We start from the raw sequence: 16,681 nt of genomic DNA, 5'->3' as shown, positions 1-16,681 counted from the left end.
GTACGATTTAATCTAAGAGAACGAATATGTCCACTCAGCTACCGATGACGGGTTCCACGCCCTCAAACGAACCGACGAAATCGACCGACAGAGACGGGCGAGTCGCCGGGATCGCCCGTACGCTCCGGGATCGGATTCGGATAACGGACCGACGACTCCTCGCCGTCGCGACCGTCCTCGTCGCGCTGCTCGTGACGACGGCGGCGATCCCTGGCGTCGCCGTCGGTCAGGAGGCGGTCCCAGCCTCCTACTACGGGAGCGTCACGGTGAACGGCGACGACGCACCGGAAGGCACCGAGATCGAGGCCGTCGTCGACGGCACGGTGTACGACACGATCACCGTCGAGGAGGCGGGCTCGTTCGGCGGCTCCGGGCCCTTCGAGGAGAAGCTCGTCGTCGAGGAGCCCTCGTCGGGAGACACCGTCACCTTCCGCGTCGGCGACGTCACCGCCGACACGACCGCGACGTGGGAAGCCGGTGACGTGCGCGAACTGAGCCTCTCGTTCAGCGGTGTCGAGAATCCCGCCGAAGGCGGCGGAAGCGATGGCAGTGACGGGAGTGACGGGAGTGACGGAAGCGATGGCAGTGACGGTGGTGACGGAAGCGATGGCAGTGACGGTGGTGCCGGCGGGGGCGGTGGGGGCGGCGGAGGCGGCGGCGGTGCGGCTCCCGTCGGCGACACCGACGACGGAGCGGCCGACGATGCGATCGTCCAGAGCGCCGAGGCGGCGATCGAACCCGCTGCCGAGGGTGAGGGCGCGACCGCGACGTTCGAGTCGGGAGCGCCGGTCGAGTCGATCGCCTTCGAGAGCGCAGACGTCGACGGCTCCGTCGACGTGACGACCCAGGAGTCGACGCCGGCGGACGCCGACCCGTCACCCGGAACCGCCGTGCAGGTCGCCGATATCACCGTTCCGGACTCGGCCGCCGACGCGTCCGCGACGATCCGCATGACGGTCTCTGCCGACCGGCTCAGCGCGGTCGACGCGACGGCCGAGCAACTTCAGGTTACGCGCTTCGCCGACGGCGAGTGGCAGTCCCTCGACACGAGCGTCGTCGACGAGTCGGGCGACGGCGTCGTCCTCGAAGCACGGACGCCCGGGTTCTCGTACTTCGCGGTCAACGCGGTGAGCGAACCCGAGGCGACGGCGGCGGTGGAACCGACGACGGTGCCGGCCGGCGAATCGGTGACGCTCGACGGGTCCGAATCGACGACCGAGCACGGCGATATCGTCTCCTACGAATGGTCGGTCGCCGATCAGACGCTCACCGGTGAGACGGCGAGCGCGACGCTCGACGAGGCAGGTGAGCACGTGGTCGAGCTGACGGTGACGAACGACGCGGGCGAGACCGACACCGCGACCGCGACCCTCACCGTCGATTCGACCGCCACCGGCGACGGTGCGGACGGCGGTGACGGGACGGCCGACGGCGCGGACGACACGGACGAGGAGCCGGCCGGGCTCGGTCTCCCCGCGATCGGCGGATTGGTAGCTCTGGTGGTCGTCGTCGCGGCCGCGGTCGCGGTTCGTCGCCGCGGTTCCGACGATACCGACCCGCTCCGGTAACGGACCGGTCGATCCGCGATCGATATCGCTCGCTCCCACTGTCGGTTTCGCGATCCGGTGATTCTCTCCGTTTTGCCCTCTGAGTTTCTCCTGTTGATAATTTGCGGCGAACGCCTATACCCGGGCTTCGACTACATCCGTTCGTGGTGGGAACGAACGTCGACGGGATGGCACCCGACGCGTCGAAGAGCGAGCGCGACGCGACGCGGAACACGAGTGTGGGTCGGTCGCGCGTCCTCGTCGAGGCGCTCGCGCTCCTCGCCGTGCCGGCGCTCCTCGTCGCGGTGTTCCTGCTCCCCGAGGCGACCAAACGGGCTGCGGCCTTCTCCTACGCGGACCCGACGCTCGCGACGGCGGTCACGGCGCACTACGTCCACCTGACGGTCCCGCACCTCGTCGGGAACGTCCTCGGGTTCGCGCTCCTCGCGGGGACCGCCTACGGGCTCAGCGTCGCGAGCGGTCGACGCCGCCTGTTCGTCGTCTCGACGCTCACGTTCCTGTTCGCCTTCCCGGTCGCCCTCTCGGGACTGAACCTCGCGATCCCCCGCGACGCGATCGGCTACGGCTTCTCGGGGATCAACATGGCGTTTCTCGGCTACGTCGCGGTCGCGCTCCCGATCGCGGTGGGCGAGCGGGTCGGCCTCGCGCGCGACCGATACCTCCCGCCCGTGTTCTTCCTCTCCGCGGGATACATCGCGCTCATCGCGCTGCCGGCGGGCGCCGCGTCGCTCGGCTTCGCCGCGGCGAGCGTCGCCGTCGCGCTTCCGTACGGTCGCCACGTCCGCCGCGGGTCGCTCCGCGAGGCGCGTCGCGTCGTCGCTCGGATCCTGGCCACGCCCAGGTACGGCGAGCTCGTCGCGGTCGCGACGGTCGTGCTCGTCGGCTACCCGCTCGTCGGCTTCCCGGCCGTGAGCCCGACCGGGATCCGGGTGAACGTCTACATCCACTTCCTGGGCTACGCGCTCGGGTTCCTCGTCGTCTACATCTCGCTGTTCGTCGACTGAGACGGCCCGTCTGTCCCCCTCGATGGCCGCGCCGTCGTCCCCGGTCACCGTGAGCGGCCGGTCTCCCGGCGAACGAGCTATACGTTCGACGCACGTAGCGAGCCGTGACCGGCACGAGGCCGGAAGAGGGAATTCAACGATGGACCTGCGATCGCTGGCCGGATCCGGCGTCACGGCGATTCTCGTCGTCCTCGTGGTCGCCATGCTGGTCGGCCAGCAGCTCGGCCAGCCGATCGTTCTCGGGTTCGTCCTGACGGGGAGCATGAACGCCGAGCCGGCGAACATGGCGCCCGGCGACGGGTTCGTCGCCGTCCCGCCGGCGATCGCCGGCGACGTCGAGGAAGGCGACGTCGTGACGTTCGACGCCCAGGAGCTCCAGGGCGGCGGGCTGACGACGCATCGGGTCGTCGAGGAGACCGATCAAGGGTACGTCACGCGCGGCGACGCCAACCCCTTCACCGACCAAGACGGGCCCGAGCCCCCGGTTCAAGAGTCGCAGATCAAAGCCGTGGCGCTCCAGCTCGGCGGTGACACGGTCGTCATCCCCAACATCGGTCTCGCCGTCCTCGCGATGCAGGACGCGTTCGGGTTCGCGGCGACGTTCCTCTCCGCGATCCCGGGACTCGGGGGGATCGCCGAGGGCAACGTCGGCTCGTCGATGGTCCTCGTCGGGCTGTTGCTCTTGGGCTACAGCCTCGTCGCCGAGGCCGTCGGCGGGTCGAACCGCCGCTCGGGGCGAGACGACCGCTCCAGGGACCGCGGCGGCAAGACGAGCGCGGTCCTCGTGCTCCTCGCAATCCTGCTTCTCATCACCGTCCCGGCGACGGCGAGCATGGTGATCCCCTCGGGGACGAACGACATCACGATCGTGAGTTCGCAGACGGCGAGCTCGAACCCGACCGTCATCGAGCGCGGCGGGTCGGTGGAGTACACGTACAACTTCACCAACGACGGGTTCATCCCCCGGATCGCGACCGTCGACGCGGCCAGCACGGGCGTCGACGTCGCTCAGAGCTCGCTCGCCGCGCCCCGCGGCGAGACGGCGTCGACGACCGTCACGCTTCACGCTCCCGAGGAGACCGGCGCGTACGTCAGGTCCGTCTCGGAGTGGCAGTACGTGCAGTTCCTCCCGGCGCCGGTCATCCTCTCGCTGCACGCGATTCACCCGTTCGTCGCCGTCGCGGCGATAAACGCCGTGATAATCGTCTTCGTCACGGCGGTGTACGTGCTCGCGGTCGGGCTCGAACCGTTCCGGTTCCGCGACCGCGGTCGGGAGCTGTCGCTGTCCCAGCGGGTCCGGCGGACGATCCGCAAATGGTGGTGAGTCGGGACTTAGAGGGTATCCGGTCGTTCACGCCCCCACGATGAGTCGGACGTTCCACCCGGTGAGCAGCAGTCCGATTCCGGTCGCGACGACCGGCGGCCAGTAGTACGAGAACGGCTCTCGCTGCCGGGCCCCCTGCACGCTGACCGAGACCAACACGAGTAACACGATCAGCTTCAACAGCAGGAAGCCCGGGAGACCCGCGGACGAGAGCAGCGTCCCGACGACCGGGTTCGCCTCGATGAGTCCGGGGACCGCAACCGTGGCGTACAGCGTCGAGAGCACGTCGCCGACGCCGTACGTCAGCGCGGCCGCGAGCCAGAGCGCGTAGAACTCCGTCGAGCGGGTCCGGTACAGCGGCGGCCCCGCGGGGACGCCCGCTGTCGAGGCGTCGTCGACGCCGGACGCCGCGTCCGCGTCGACCGCGTCGCCTTCGGCCCCCGCGACCGGGTCGTCGATCTCCGCGAGCAGCGTGTCGATCTGTCGGCGTCGGGCGGCGATCTCGCCGGTCAGTTCCCGGTAGCGCTCGTCGTCCGCCAAGTCGGCCTCGTCCCGTCGCTCCTCGATCCGTCGGCGTCGAGCCACCAGAGAGAGGTACGTCTCGACAGTGCGCTCCACCGCGCCGTGGTCGACGAGCCGCGTGACGCTCTCGCGGAGCTCGTCGCGGGTGAGCGGCCGCGGGACGTACTCGTCGATATCGAGCCGATGGACACCGTCGCTGACGCTCACGCCAGAGAGAAGCCCGATCTGACAGTCCGGTCGACGGGCGCGGATTCGCCCGAGCAGCTCCTCGGCCGACGGGTCGGCGAGGTCGCCATCGAGGAGCACCACGTCGACCTCACCGTCGAGCGCGTCGAGCGCGCGCTCGCCGTCGGCAGCGGTTCGAACCGCGTACCCCTCCAGCCAGTCGGCGTACTCCGCGGCCTGCTCGCCGTCGTCTTCGACTATCAGAATCGTCGCGTCGGTGTCGCGGGGCATCGAAAGCCGTGTCCCGCTCTTCTGTCGTCGAGGTGAAAAGGACGAGGGAACCGGTCAACGAGCGGTTGGCCCACTGACAGCCGACGCCGCTACCCGTTTCCGTTTCCTGGCGACTCGAAGCCGGTCTGTGGGAGGGAAAACTCTCCGTCCGTCGTGAGGATCGTGAGATCGAGTTCACCGTCCTGCGACGGATCGTTTTTGAATGTCTCGATCGTGTACGCTGCGGTCGAGCCGGACGTGAGCTCATAGTTCTCGTGCGTGACATCCGAACGGACTTTTAGATTACCAGTGTCGTTTCCACTCACGGTCGGTTCGCCGGACGGATTGATCTCGAACCCCTCGAACGTCACCGAGTCGAGGGTATCAATGTCAATGTTGAAGCCACTGACTGTCTTCTTACTGCCCGTGTTTTCAATCGTGAAGGTCAAGCTCTTGGGTGGCGTGCTCGGTGGTTTTCGGTTCGGCCCCTCAGCATAGTCGAAAGGCGGCGATCCGGCTCCGCCGTCACCACCGTCGCCGCCGTCACCACCGTCACCGTCGCCGACCCCGCCCGTATCGGCGATGATCGTCAGCGTAATCTCCGGGTCACCGGTAATTTCGTGTATGTTGTCGGTCAGGTCGACTTTGATCCCGAACGGGATCGCCTCGCCGGGGGAGAGCTCATTGTTGTCTGCCCCGCCCGCGCTGCTCTCCCCAAGGAGGTTCGTATCGCGGTTCGCATCAATCGTCGCATCACCGGAGACGATATGCAGGGCGTCTTCGATATCTTCGCTCGATTGGTCGTCGACCGTGACATCAAATTCGAAGCGAAGCCTGGTGACGGTCTGCGTCCCGTTGTTCCGGACGTTGACAAGCTCCGCAAACGTCGTCTTGGACCTAGCAACGAGGTCGAAATCGATCGTTCCGTCGGTCTGTCTGACGTGGTCTTCGTCAAGAATTTCGAATCCGAGGAGGGCGTCGGAGTCCGGAGCGGTCTTCAACGAGATCGACCGCTCGGCCTCGACCGTGTCGAACGCGCCCGTTCCAAGAACCGCGCCGCTGCCGGCGAGAAGCGTGCCGAGCGTAATGACGGTTGCGCGCCTGGTTGGCATTGAAGCAGTTTGGTAACGGTCGGTAGCAGATTTATTTGCGGCTTGTCAGTCTAGCTGCTTGCCGCTTCAGCTCTGATCGTTAGCGTGAAATCGTCCCCTGAATCGAGTTCGGTTGTACCACTATTGAGAAGATCGACTTGTAAACCGAACGTCGCAGTGTCTCCGATGCCGATATTGGAGCTCAGCACGTCGCCGCTGCTGTATTCGCTATTACCACTAGTAGTATCCGTTTGGACATTCCCCTTATACACAACACTGAGCACGTCTTGATCATCACCGTTGTTATCCACAATCTCGAACTCCAACGTTCCCACAGGCTGTGTCCCGTTATTGGTTATCTGCACTAGCTCGTCGAAGGTCGTAATCGCATTCTGATTGAGCCCGGTCGCATTACTATTGCCGCTTGTATTGTCGAGATTAATCTCGATTTGACCGTCGGTGGGAATGCTAACGTACGGGTTGTCGTTAGCCGCTTCGAACGCTAACAACGCATCTGCGTCGCCAGCGGTCTGGACGGACACTGTCCGATTTGCCTCCACCGAAGTGAACGCGCCCGTACCGAGGAGCGCGCCGCCGCCTGCAACCAAGCTGCCCAGTCCGATCAGGACGTTGCGTCTGTTTGCCATATACCCCACATACGTTCCCACCCACTTTGTATTGAGTCGCTTGAACGGCTACACGCACCGCCTGAACGAGAGTATCGGCGAGCTTGAAACCCTTCACTCGGACTGGCGGCCGGCCAGGGACGCCCGTCGTACCGCGAAAGCCCGTCAATACAAAGCCGTCGAGCGACGAAGGGGTGGTACGAAGCGCGATCCGCGCCTCGAACGACGATGCCCACACGACGACAGACCGCGTTCGCTCTCGGTTCGATGGCGCTCGGCAGCGCCGTCGTTAGCTCGGCCTCGTTCCTCTCCGACACGGCCGCGGCCGCGGATCTTCGGATCGTGGTCACCTCGGAACTGACGCTCACGCCCGGTCCCGCGGGCGAGAAGTACGTGCAGACCGGCGACAACGGTAAACTCGAGATCGTAATAAAAGAACTGAACCAGCGGTCGATCTCGCGATTCGATGAACTTGTCAGGGTGACGAACAACGGCGACGTGCCGTACGACAGGCTCGAATTCTCGTTCTCGGCGACCGGCGACGACCCTGACCCCGCAAGCGCCGCGGTCGCGGAGACGCTCCGCGTGGTCTCCGGCGACGACGTGTCGACGGAGACGGATCAGGGACGGACGACGCTCCTCGCAGACGACGAGACGTTCGACGCCGGCGACGCGGTCACGTTCGGCATCGTGATCGACCTGATCGCCGACGATTCGTCTGACGACCTCGAAGAACTCTCCGACCCGCCGAGCGTCAGGTTGGACATCGCCGCCGAAACCCACGAGGAGTGATCGGCGGCCGAAGAGTTGCCGACGAACCTGTCGACTGAACTGTGAGAACACGTACCGTAACCGATCGGCTCAAGAGAGTTTCTGGCCTCGGTCTGCTAATTTCGAGACTTCCTCTCGCACGGTCAAGCTCAGCCTGAAACGAATTTCGGAGTGCCCCTACGGTTCAGGCTGCCCCTTCGAACGTTTCAGGTAACACAATACTAAGTGGATATCTCTACAAGGAGCGAATAGGAGGAATTCAGATGGTCAAACGACGCAGTATGGTAATTGGTCTCGGGGCGTTGGCAACGGGGAGCGGTGCGATGTTCTCTTCGGCGGCATTCGCGAACTCCGCGGCATCGAGTGCGGACCTGCGGGTGGTCGTCGAAGAATCGCTCAACTTCCGACCGAATCCAGACGCAGCGGAAAACAACGATAACGTACTCGGACCCGACGACTTGGGTGACGACGGTGGGTTCTTCGACGGAAACGACCTCGACGACAGCGAGGAGGGGGCGTTCGCCGACAACGACCCGCCGCTCGCCGCGACGAACGGCGAGGCGAACGAGGACCTCGAACTGTCCGCCGTCGCCGGGCTCGGTGATGTCGCAACCTTCGAAGAGCTGTTTATCCTCGAAAACAACTCGACGGAGACCGTTAACGTCGGCATCGCGTACGACCGCGGGGACAGCAACTTCGACACGGACAGCGCCGCGGCGGGACAGTACGGGGACGATATCGGCGTGAACGAGAACTCCGGCCTCACCCCGGCCATCCCCCGCGGTTCGTATCAGTTCAGCGTGAACAGCTTCGAAGACAACAGCGGGATAGACGACGAAGACTTCTATGCTGATAACCAACTCAGCAACGTTATCTCACCAGCGGAAAATGGCACTCTCCCGGCTGATGGTAGCCCTGGTAGCGAATCCAGTAATAGCAACGCAATCTTCGTCGGTGATGACACTACTATCTCGGCACCGCAGGACCGACCGGCCGACGCGATCACCCTCTCTCCGGGAGCGAGCGTGACGATCGATCTTAACGTTGATCTCGACTACGACACCGCTGTCCGAGACGCCATTCGAGAGCAGGCGGACATCGAGTTCGACGGATTCGGAACGACGCGCGACACTGTCGATCTCTTAGACGGGATCACGGTCGGGACGCTGACCGATGACGCGGGCAGTTCGTCCGGCAACGAATAACTCTGCTCGCCAATGACGGATCCGGGACCGCTGCCGAATCGGCGATCGATCGTCGTGTCCACCGGATCTGTTGTCCCGATAACCCTCGCTGGCTGTCTCTCCGATATTCCGGTAGGCTCCGGCAAGAGCGGATCGAGTGAGACGGCCCGGCGACGAGAAGTCGTCACGACGTATGACGAAGCACTCGTGGCTCGCAACGACGCGACGACGACCCGAGACGAAGGGGTCACCGCGTTCAACGACCGGAACTACACCGAGGCGATCGATCCCCTCGAAACTGCCCTCTCCGGTTACGAAGACGCCGAAGACGGATTTGCGGAGGCCGCCGGCCTCGCGGCCGAAATCGACGAGGAATCGGCGGCCGACATCTGCGAGACCGCCGTCGACGAGACCGCGATCCAGGCCGACGCGACGAGCGCCGCGCTCTCGGCCGCGCGGGCCGCCAGGAACGACGCCGACGCCGAAACGATCAACGGGCACATCGAGACGTTTCGGTCGTTTCGCGAGGACGCCGAAGCAATTACCGTCGCGGACGCCGACGCGGTCGCGAGCGCGCTCGGACTCGACTGAGTCCGACCGGAGACCCGAATAATTATACTGACGCAAATTAATTCATGTTGTCGTATGTGTGGGAGCAGACAGCGACCCCCGGGACGCGGAGACGACGCGTCTCCGGGCGGCTCTCTGCCGCTCGATGCGCCATGAGGGGGGTGATGGCGGCGGCTCGGGCAGCGACGGTTCGGACGACGCCGACGGGGATCTCTCGACTGACGACCGGCGCGACCGCGACGCTCGACTCGGGGCGACGGCGACGATTTTCGGGGGTGGCGTGACGATGTCGCTCACCGACCAGCGCGAGTACACGTCTCCGGAGAAAGACGAACTCTACGACCTGTTGAGCAACCACCGTCGGCGGTACGTGATCCACTTCTGCAAGCAGGCCGACGAACCGCTCACGCTCTCCGACCTCGCCGAGCGGGTGGCCGCCCGCGAGCAGGACAAGTCCGTCCCCGAACTCACCTCCGCCGAGCGCAAGCGCGTGTACACCTCGCTCCAGCAGACCCACCTCGACCGGCTGGCCGACGCCGGGATGATCGAGTACGACGGCGACGAGGTCGAGCTCACCGAGGAGGCCGCGACGCTCGACGTTTACCTCGACGTCGTCCCGGAGGGGTCGATCCCGTGGGGGGTCTACTACCTGGGGCTCTCGCTGTTGTCCGTCGTCGTCCTCGGCGGCGTCTGGATCGGGTTCGTTCCCACGGAACCGATCCCGGAACTCGGCTGGGCGGCGATCGTCCTCGCGGCGTTCCTCGTCTCCTCGGTCGCGCAGGTGATCCAGAACCGCCGGTACCGGCTCGGCGACATCGACGAGCCGCCGTGAGACGACCGAACATCGACATAGACCGAACGTCGAACGCGCAGGCGAAACGTGGCCGCAGGGAGCGCTTCCTCCATTCAAACGGACGTTCAAGCATCCCCATCCCGCGGTCAGGCGGAGAAATACTAAACCGCCGGAGCGTCAACTTCTGACAGACGCGGACGAACCGCAACACACTGCTCATGGGACGGAAACGAAGCCGAGACCGCGGTCGGTCAAGCGGCGGCGTGAGCCGCCGCGCCCTCCTCGGCATCCTCCTTGCCGGCGGCGCTGGCGCCGCCGGAATTCAAGAGACCGGCGCCTTCTCGTCGGTGACCGGAGACCGACAGTTCAGCGTCCAGACGGCCGAGGACGCCGACGCGCTGCTCGGCGTACAGCCGCGCGAGGCCACGGGTGACGACGGCGAGTCGGTGTCCCTGTTCACTCTGACGAATCGCTTCGACGGACCGCTCACGCTCGATCGCGTGTCGGTCGTCTCGTCAGGGGGACTGGGGATCGGCCGCGGCGACATCACCGTGTCGAGCCAGGCCTTCGACTCGGGTGAACAGACCCTCGACCCGGGCGAACAGGCCGATATCGAGGCGACGCTGTCCTGTGGGTCGGCGGTCACCGACGGGGTCACGGTCGAAATCAGCGCGTCGAGTCCAAGTGAATCCATCGAGCTAACCCGGTCGACGACCGCCACCTGTGAGACGAGCGGTGGGGCATGCCTCACCGGGACCGACATCGAGCGAGAAGACGAAACGATCCCCTGTATCGATATCGGCGTTCGGGGCCGCAAGACGAATGTGTCGATCGATCTGTCGAACGTAACCGTCACGGGCAGCGTACGGGTCGAGGTCCGCGGTGCCGGGAACTCAGAGATCGAAATCGATATCGAGAATACCACCATTCGCGGTGACCTCATCGTCGATGTCCGCGGGGAGGGGGGCGCTGACATCGATATCGAACTCGAAGGGAATGCGATCGAGGGTACCGTCGAGGTTCCCGGCCACGATGACGACGACATCGGGAACGGCTCAGGGGCTCAAAACGGCGATGACGGTGATGATGGCGATGGCGGCGACGACGATGATGACGGCGATGATGGCGATGACGACTGATTAGCGAATACGTGCTGTCGCACTCAGGCCGCTCGTCGCGGCTCGCTGGCCTGGCCTCCCGTGACTTTCGGCCCGAAACCGGTCAGGCGTCGAACTGACCGAACTCGTCCATCGTCATGTCCGCGGAACTGATGAGCCAGTCCTCGGCGGGCGAGTCCGGCCGCACGTACACGTAGACGTAGTCGCCGTCGAGGACCGTGCTCACGCCGAGCTGCTCGTCTTTGATCACGCGCTTGTTCGTGTCGATGGCGACGTCGACGAGCCCCTCCAGGTCGTCGACGAGGATCGTCGCCTCGTAGTCGCGCTCGGAGGGGAACGTCCCGCGCGTGATCCACTCGGAGAACTCCTGTTCCTGTTGGTAGGTCTCTAGGAGCTCGCGGTCCCGCCGTGACAGCCGGATGTATCCGGTCCGCCGAGCGGCGAGGAGTCCCCCCACCCCGCCGACGCCGAGCAGCAGGACCGCGAGGGAGCCGACCGCCTCGACCGCGCTCGGCTCCGCCGTCCGCTCGACCGTCTCCGTCCGCTCGCCCGGTTCGTCGACGGTCTGTATCTCGAGCACGCGGAACGTCTGCGGGTTCACCGTGATCGGCATCGTGCTCTCGTAGGTGTTCTCCACGGGTTGCCCGCCTAACGTTCCCTCGACGTTCGAGGTCGAGATAATTCGGATCTCGATGCTGCCCGCGGTCCCCAGCTCCTGTTCGACGGTGTTGATCGTCTCGAACACCGAGTCGATCTCGATCGTCGCGTTGACCGTGTGCGGATCCTCGGCGGTGACTCCGCGCTCGCTCTCGCTGGCGAGCGGCTCGGAGTACTCCCACAGCACCGTGTCGCCCTCGGTCCCGCGGTACTGGAGCCGCATGTCCGTCGTCACGTTCACGCGCCCCTCCTCTGCGGTGTGCTCGTACCTGTACGAGACGTCCAACTCCCGCGAGAGGCTCACGTAGTACACCGGTCGGTTCCGGACCCGCTCGCCCTCGTCGAACACGAGCGACTCGTTCGTGATCAGCGCGCTGTGGTCGTACGCCGTCGACTCGGACCACTGCTCGACGACGACCTCGTTCCGCTCGACGTCCGGGGAGGCGTGCACTTGGTAGCTCCACCACCCGCCGACCGCCGCCAGGATAACGACGGCGAGCACGAACACCGCGAACCACTCGTCGAGCAGCGCGCGAATCCGGATCGATCGGTCGAGTTCGCTCACGGTTCGCGCTCCGGAATCACTCGACGGTCATCCCCGTGGAGTCGATCGAGACGACCTCGTCGAAGAGGGGTTTGAGCGTGTTGATCTCCTGCTGGTCGCCGGCCAGCGGGTCGACGTGGAAGTGCGCCACCGCGTCGCCGCGACGAAGCGTTCTGAGCAGCACGTGCAGGAACCGGAACGTGCGCTTCACGTCTCTGTAATTCAACAGCACGTTGATCGAGTCGTAACAGAAGCTGATCGCCCCGTCGGCGTCGGACCACTCGTTGATCGTCCCGGACACGACGATACCGAGTCGCGTGATGTCGTTCGGATTGTTGATTTTGACGGTCTCGACCCCGTCCAGCGACGCCGGCACGTCCTGTGCGTACCCGACGGTGACCAGCTTCGTCCGCGCGGCCTCTGTCGCGATCCGACGGAGCTCCTCCGGGTCCATCCGCTGGTATCGCACGAGGAGCACGGACGGCTCCGAGCGGTCGAGGTCGTCGCACAGGAGGCGCTGACAGGTCGTTCTCGTCCGGTCGTCGCGCGACCCCGACTCGACGAGTATCGCCGTTCCGGGCGACGGATCGACGCCGTGATCCGGTTCGTCCGCGACGGGCTCCGTCGACGCGTCGGCGATCCCTCGCCCGGTCGACGAAGCGGCGTCGACACCGCCTGCCGGTCCGCCGTCGGACGACGAGTCGGCCGGCGTTTCGGTCGGGGACGCCCCCGAGTCCCAGATCCGTTCCTTCCGTTCGCGTCGGCCGCTCGCCTCCTGTTCGGACCGGTCGGACGCGGACTCCGTGTCGTCCGTTTCGGCGGCAGCCGTCGAGCCGACCGCGGACGCCTCCGGAGACTCCCTTCTCGCCTCGTCTCTCGTCGTCCCTGTTCCATTGGTCGCGGTCGGCTCGGACTCCGTCGCGTCCGGTTCCGTGCTTCCCTTCGTCTCTCCCGCCGCCTCGCCGTCTCCGGTGTCGACCCACTCCCACGAGTCGCTCGGCTGCGTCTCGTCCTCGGCGTCGGCCCTGTCCCCATCGGTCCGTCGCGAGAGTTCGGGCTCGACGTCCGCTAGCGTCGGATCGCGGCCGTCGCTCGCATCTCCCGTTGCGCCGACTCGTTCGTCGCTCGCGTCCCCCGCTGCGCCGATGCGGTCGTCGACGCCCGTTTCAGCGCCGCTCTCGGCGGCGCTCTCTCGTTTTCTCGCTTCGTCGTCGAGCCGGGACGCCAGCTCTCGGAACCTCGACGGTCGTCGAGCGTCCGATCGCTCGTCCGCGTTCGTCTCGTCTACCTCTCTGTCACTCATGCGTTGCTCGGGGCGCGGCGACGCCCGATCGGTCGCGCGGTATCGCCGGCTTCGCTCGTCGATCTCGGTCGTCCACGCCGGTTCGTACGGGCGCGACTCGTCGACCGCCGTTTATTTCGGACGCGCCGAGGTTGGTGTTACGATAATCCACTCTTGAAGCGTTTTCGCGGCTGTACTTTCCTCACATCTCGTCATTTCAGAGTATAAAACTGTCGCACGGAGTGTCAGACGGACGTGCACACAAAAGTTAACTGAGCTACCCACTAACATTCTACCCGTGTCGGACCCGTTTGACCCAGACAGCGACCTGTCCGTCGACGCCGAGACCTTCCAGCAGTGGGTCTCGCACACCGCCAACTCCCGCGGCGTCGACGAACACGAGCTGTTGAACCAGCTGGTATCCGCCTTCTGGGTCCTCGACGAGATGAGCGACGTCGCCGCGAACGCCGACGAGGGCGTGTCTCCGAACATCGACGACGCGTGGGCCGACCGGTCACGCACCGCCGATCGGGGAGACCAGACGCCGTCTGACGCCCGCTCGGACCGGAATCTCAATACCAACCCGAACTCCGACGCCGACCCGAACCCCGACGACCGGTCGGACCCCAAGGCCGCCGCGGCCGAACCGTTCTCCGACGCTGACTCCGCCAGTGAGACGGACATCGGGGAGGAGATCGACGAGCTGCGACAGTCGCTACGGACCGAAATGGACCCCCTTCGGACGGTGACGGAGCTCCGTCGACAGGTCGCGGACCTGTCGCTCGACGTCGAGCAGCAGCGCTCCCGTCAGGAGGAGTTTACCGACCGGCTCTCCGACGACATCACTCGGCTTCACCGGCGGATCGAGAACATCGACGCCGGGACGGACGAGGCCGACGGCGAACTCCGCGACACCGTCACCGACCTCCGGCGGAGCGTCGCCGAAATCGAGTCGACGCACGACGAGTTCGAGGCGTGGATCGACGACGAATTCGACGAGATCGAGGGGCTCTTCGACCGGCTCATCGAGACGACGCAACGGCTCGACGCGCAGCTCGGCGAGGTCGAAGAGACGGTCGAGACCGTCGCACAGGCCGAGCGGACGCGCGCCGACCTCGCCGACCTCCGCCGGGAGGCCCAGCGGTCGAACGTCGACAGCGGACGGTGCGAGAGCTGCGACGTTCGCGTCGACCTGTCGATGCTCACCGAACCCGCCTGTCCCTCCTGCGAAGAGACCTTCACCGGCGTGGCGGCGGGCAGTTCCTGGAATCCGTTCTCCGATCCGACCCTTCGTACCCGATCTCGGTCGGCGGATCCCGTCCCGCCGACGGACTCCGAGTTTTCGCCTCCCGAGTGAGACCACCGGTCCTTCGAAGTCCTTTATCGCTGTCGGCTCTGAGCGCTTGACTGTCAGATACTGGCACACAAATTTATGTAGGTTGAAACTATTCCTCACGACAAAGGATGTCGACGCAGCGGGCCGACTCGGACGGCGACGCGGAGCCGGTCGACTGTCGACGCCGAGACCGATACGTCCTCGGCGAAACCGGATCCGCGGCGGGGCGACAGTCCGAGCGACGGCGTCAATCGACGCCGACGGCGTCGTCCGGGTCGGCCGCGTCGTCCGCCCGATACGGTCGGAGTACCCTTTCCGTGTCCGGATTGGCGCTCCTGACGGTCACGAAACTGTCGGACGCGCTGACGACCGGGATCGGTCTGGTACACCTCCCGGGCGTCTACGAGGCGAACCCGGTCGTCGCGTCACTCTTCCGCGAGGTGGGAGTCACTATCGGGCTCGCGGTGGCCTCGGCCGCGATCATCGCGGGCGTCACCCTCGTCGTGGAGATCAGTTCGGTGCTCGTCTCTGTGCGGCGGCGAGACGGTCACCTGGCCCCCGTCGTTCGGCTCGTCGGCTACGGTGTCCCCTCGGTGTGTTTCGCGATCGTTTCGATCCACAACGCGGGCGTCCTTGTCTCCGGGCTCCAGATGGGCGCCGCCGTTCCGTGGTAGCCGCACTCGGAGTCGTCTCCGTGCCGGAGGGCTCCGCGAACGGCGCGGGCGGGTCCGGCGGTCGGTCAGGGAAAGTAACCTACTTGAGTGCGGGTGGATAACCATTGTTTGGAGTCCCGTGGTGTAGTGGCCAATCATAATGGCCTTTGGAGGGAGTTCGTCCGCGTCTGCGACCGAGCCGCAATCTCGGGCCGTCTCCTCGGAGACGCTTGTCGGACGCCCGAAGCTAGCCATTGACGGCGGTTCGAATCCGCCCGGGACTACTTTCGAACGGGTAGTTCGGCAAAGTCACAAGCCGCGGCGAAAGCGTCGACTGACCGCGCTGACCGGGTCGGCCGAGGGAGGTGGTTCGAGACCCGCGCCGGTCGCCGACATGTGTGTCATTTTTTATCACCCGGTTCCTGCAGTAGCGTATGGACCGCACGCAGTACCGCGACGCCGTCGTCGAGAACCGCCGGAAACACGGCTTCGAGCCGGTCGACGAGCACACGAACGGGTTCGACCCGATATGGGAGCGCCGCGACGACGACGACTCGATCGGGGCGGTCGCCGTCCTCGCGACGCTCGTCGACGACGAGTCGGACCCCACTCCGGAGGACCTCGTCGCGACCGCCGACTCGTTCCGCGACGTGCTCGTCGACCGCGTCGACGACCGCCACGAGTCCACGACGCCGCTCGGCTACGTCGTCTTCGCCGTCAGCGACCCCGACCCGGCGCTCGTCGACGCGGCGCGCTCCTATACGGTCGCCCGCCGCCGGACCAACGTCTTCCCCATCGTGTACGACGCCGAGGCGGAGACGCTCCACCGACACGAGGTGCCGCGGCTGAAGGGACGAGGTATCTACCGCCGACAGGCAGAGGACGCTGATCGGCTGTTCGACGTGTGAGCGGCGAGCGATTTCGGGGCCGACTGCGGATCGGGGGGTGAACACTCCCAAAGCCCCAGCCGCTCGGCTATGCGTATTTGAATGATGATTGGGGGTGAACACTCCCAAAGCCCCAGCCGCGAGGACTCGATGCGCTCGCCGCGGTCCTCAGTCGCTCGTTTCACTCGCTCCTTGCGGTCCTTTCGTCGCGCGTCTTCGTCCTCGCGGCTGCCCATTTGAGTCCCACCCGACCGCACGGCAACCGCACCTCACACCTCCCCAGCCTCGCGGCTCCCTCCGGTCGCCGCGTCCCTCG

At 65.7% G+C, this 16,681-nt stretch carries 16 protein-coding genes and 1 tRNA gene; 12 read left to right on the top strand and 5 right to left on the bottom strand.

The genetic code is table 11. The features are described from left to right. Window positions 1-44: 44 nt before the first annotated feature. The 3 genes from SD626R_RS15595 (at window position 45) to SD626R_RS15585 (ending at window position 3,896) form a co-directional block, all read left to right on the top strand. The gene (locus tag SD626R_RS15595; protein ID WP_092567230.1) at window positions 45-1,568 is read left to right on the top strand and encodes a PGF-pre-PGF domain-containing protein; all 1,524 of its coding nucleotides are present in this window, start codon (window positions 45-47) and stop codon (window positions 1,566-1,568) included. Between the two features lie 143 nt (window positions 1,569-1,711). Further along, the gene (locus SD626R_RS15590) at window positions 1,712-2,572 is read left to right on the top strand and encodes a hypothetical protein (RefSeq protein WP_137782637.1); all 861 of its coding nucleotides are present in this window, start codon (window positions 1,712-1,714) and stop codon (window positions 2,570-2,572) included. Window positions 2,573-2,711: 139 nt separating this feature from the next. Next, a complete protein-coding gene (locus SD626R_RS15585; RefSeq protein ID WP_092567228.1) occupies window positions 2,712-3,896 on the top strand; it encodes a S24/S26 family peptidase in 1,185 nt (394 codons plus the stop codon). Between the two features lie 27 nt (window positions 3,897-3,923). On the opposite strand, the gene SD626R_RS15580 is transcribed toward SD626R_RS15585, so the two are convergent. From SD626R_RS15580 to SD626R_RS15570, 3 genes are all read right to left on the bottom strand, one after another. After that, complete coding sequence (locus SD626R_RS15580) at window positions 3,924-4,874, bottom strand: DUF5658 family protein (protein WP_092567227.1); 951 nt, start codon at window positions 4,872-4,874, stop codon at window positions 3,924-3,926. 89 nt (window positions 4,875-4,963) lie between these two features. Further along, the gene (locus tag SD626R_RS15575) at window positions 4,964-5,965 is read right to left on the bottom strand and encodes a hypothetical protein (RefSeq protein WP_092567226.1); all 1,002 of its coding nucleotides are present in this window, start codon (window positions 5,963-5,965) and stop codon (window positions 4,964-4,966) included. Between the two features lie 50 nt (window positions 5,966-6,015). Then, window positions 6,016-6,591: a hypothetical protein gene (locus SD626R_RS15570; RefSeq protein WP_092567225.1), complete on the bottom strand. Its 576-nt coding sequence runs from the start codon at window positions 6,589-6,591 to the stop codon at window positions 6,016-6,018. 207 nt (window positions 6,592-6,798) lie between these two features. On the opposite strand from SD626R_RS15570, the gene SD626R_RS15565 reads away from it, so the two are divergent. From SD626R_RS15565 to SD626R_RS15545, 5 genes are all read left to right on the top strand, one after another. Further along, the gene (locus SD626R_RS15565) at window positions 6,799-7,362 is read left to right on the top strand and encodes a hypothetical protein (RefSeq protein ID WP_137782636.1); all 564 of its coding nucleotides are present in this window, start codon (window positions 6,799-6,801) and stop codon (window positions 7,360-7,362) included. A gap of 242 nt (window positions 7,363-7,604) precedes the next feature. Next, window positions 7,605-8,546 carry a hypothetical protein gene (locus SD626R_RS15560; RefSeq protein ID WP_141651441.1) on the top strand — a complete coding sequence of 314 codons (942 nt, stop codon included), beginning with the start codon at window positions 7,605-7,607 and terminating at the stop codon, window positions 8,544-8,546. 186 nt (window positions 8,547-8,732) lie between these two features. Beyond that, complete coding sequence (locus SD626R_RS15555; protein WP_092567222.1) at window positions 8,733-9,116, top strand: hypothetical protein; 384 nt, start codon at window positions 8,733-8,735, stop codon at window positions 9,114-9,116. A 265-nt stretch (window positions 9,117-9,381) separates the two neighbouring features. After that, window positions 9,382-9,927, top strand: a complete 546-nt coding sequence (locus tag SD626R_RS15550) for a DUF7344 domain-containing protein (protein ID WP_092567265.1) — start codon at window positions 9,382-9,384, stop codon at window positions 9,925-9,927. 461 nt (window positions 9,928-10,388) lie between these two features. Beyond that, window positions 10,389-11,027, top strand: a complete 639-nt coding sequence (locus tag SD626R_RS15545; protein WP_137782634.1) for a hypothetical protein — start codon at window positions 10,389-10,391, stop codon at window positions 11,025-11,027. 82 nt (window positions 11,028-11,109) lie between these two features. Here the strand turns inward: SD626R_RS15545 and SD626R_RS15540 are convergent, their stop codons facing one another. Both SD626R_RS15540 and SD626R_RS15535 read right to left on the bottom strand, forming a co-directional pair. Then, on the bottom strand, window positions 11,110-12,228 hold the full coding sequence (locus SD626R_RS15540; RefSeq protein ID WP_092567220.1) for a DUF5305 domain-containing protein: 1,119 nt from the start codon (window positions 12,226-12,228) through the stop codon (window positions 11,110-11,112). Window positions 12,229-12,244: 16 nt separating this feature from the next. After that, window positions 12,245-13,510, bottom strand: coding sequence for a DUF7504 family protein (locus SD626R_RS15535; RefSeq protein WP_092567219.1), 1,266 nt, complete (start codon window positions 13,508-13,510; stop codon window positions 12,245-12,247). A gap of 277 nt (window positions 13,511-13,787) precedes the next feature. Between SD626R_RS15535 and SD626R_RS15530 the strand changes: the two genes are divergently transcribed. The 4 genes from SD626R_RS15530 (at window position 13,788) to SD626R_RS15515 (ending at window position 16,386) form a co-directional block, all read left to right on the top strand. Beyond that, the gene (locus tag SD626R_RS15530) at window positions 13,788-14,846 is read left to right on the top strand and encodes a hypothetical protein (protein ID WP_092567218.1); all 1,059 of its coding nucleotides are present in this window, start codon (window positions 13,788-13,790) and stop codon (window positions 14,844-14,846) included. Between the two features lie 296 nt (window positions 14,847-15,142). After that, on the top strand, window positions 15,143-15,499 hold the full coding sequence (locus SD626R_RS15525) for a hypothetical protein (RefSeq protein WP_137782633.1): 357 nt from the start codon (window positions 15,143-15,145) through the stop codon (window positions 15,497-15,499). 112 nt (window positions 15,500-15,611) lie between these two features. Next, window positions 15,612-15,762 (top strand) — tRNA-Gln (locus SD626R_RS15520). Window positions 15,763-15,912: 150 nt separating this feature from the next. After that, window positions 15,913-16,386: a hypothetical protein gene (locus SD626R_RS15515; protein WP_092567216.1), complete on the top strand. Its 474-nt coding sequence runs from the start codon at window positions 15,913-15,915 to the stop codon at window positions 16,384-16,386. The last annotated feature ends 295 nt before the right edge of the window (window positions 16,387-16,681 follow it).

Source organism: Halorubrum sp. SD626R, from assembly GCF_001261915.1.
In the GTDB taxonomy this organism is placed as follows: domain Archaea; phylum Halobacteriota; class Halobacteria; order Halobacteriales; family Haloferacaceae; genus Halorubrum.
This window is presented reverse-complemented; position numbering and strand designations above follow the sequence as displayed.

What these genes read in the sequence shown, in the direction of transcription:
- SD626R_RS15595 (WP_092567230.1), top strand. Translation starts at nt 45, where the DNA reads ATGACGGGTTCCACGCCCTCAAACGAACCGACGAAATCGACCGACAGA.
- SD626R_RS15585 (WP_092567228.1), top strand. Translation starts at nt 2,712, where the DNA reads ATGGACCTGCGATCGCTGGCCGGATCCGGCGTCACGGCGATTCTCGTC.
- SD626R_RS15580 (WP_092567227.1), bottom strand. Translation starts at nt 4,874, where the DNA reads ATGCCCCGCGACACCGACGCGACGATTCTGATAGTCGAAGACGACGGC.
- SD626R_RS15575 (WP_092567226.1), bottom strand. Translation starts at nt 5,965, where the DNA reads ATGCCAACCAGGCGCGCAACCGTCATTACGCTCGGCACGCTTCTCGCC.
- SD626R_RS15570 (WP_092567225.1), bottom strand. Translation starts at nt 6,591, where the DNA reads ATGGCAAACAGACGCAACGTCCTGATCGGACTGGGCAGCTTGGTTGCA.
- SD626R_RS15565 (WP_137782636.1), top strand. Translation starts at nt 6,799, where the DNA reads ATGCCCACACGACGACAGACCGCGTTCGCTCTCGGTTCGATGGCGCTC.
- SD626R_RS15560 (WP_141651441.1), top strand. Translation starts at nt 7,605, where the DNA reads ATGGTCAAACGACGCAGTATGGTAATTGGTCTCGGGGCGTTGGCAACG.
- SD626R_RS15550 (WP_092567265.1), top strand. Translation starts at nt 9,382, where the DNA reads ATGTCGCTCACCGACCAGCGCGAGTACACGTCTCCGGAGAAAGACGAA.
- SD626R_RS15535 (WP_092567219.1), bottom strand. Translation starts at nt 13,510, where the DNA reads ATGAGTGACAGAGAGGTAGACGAGACGAACGCGGACGAGCGATCGGAC.
- SD626R_RS15515 (WP_092567216.1), top strand. Translation starts at nt 15,913, where the DNA reads ATGGACCGCACGCAGTACCGCGACGCCGTCGTCGAGAACCGCCGGAAA.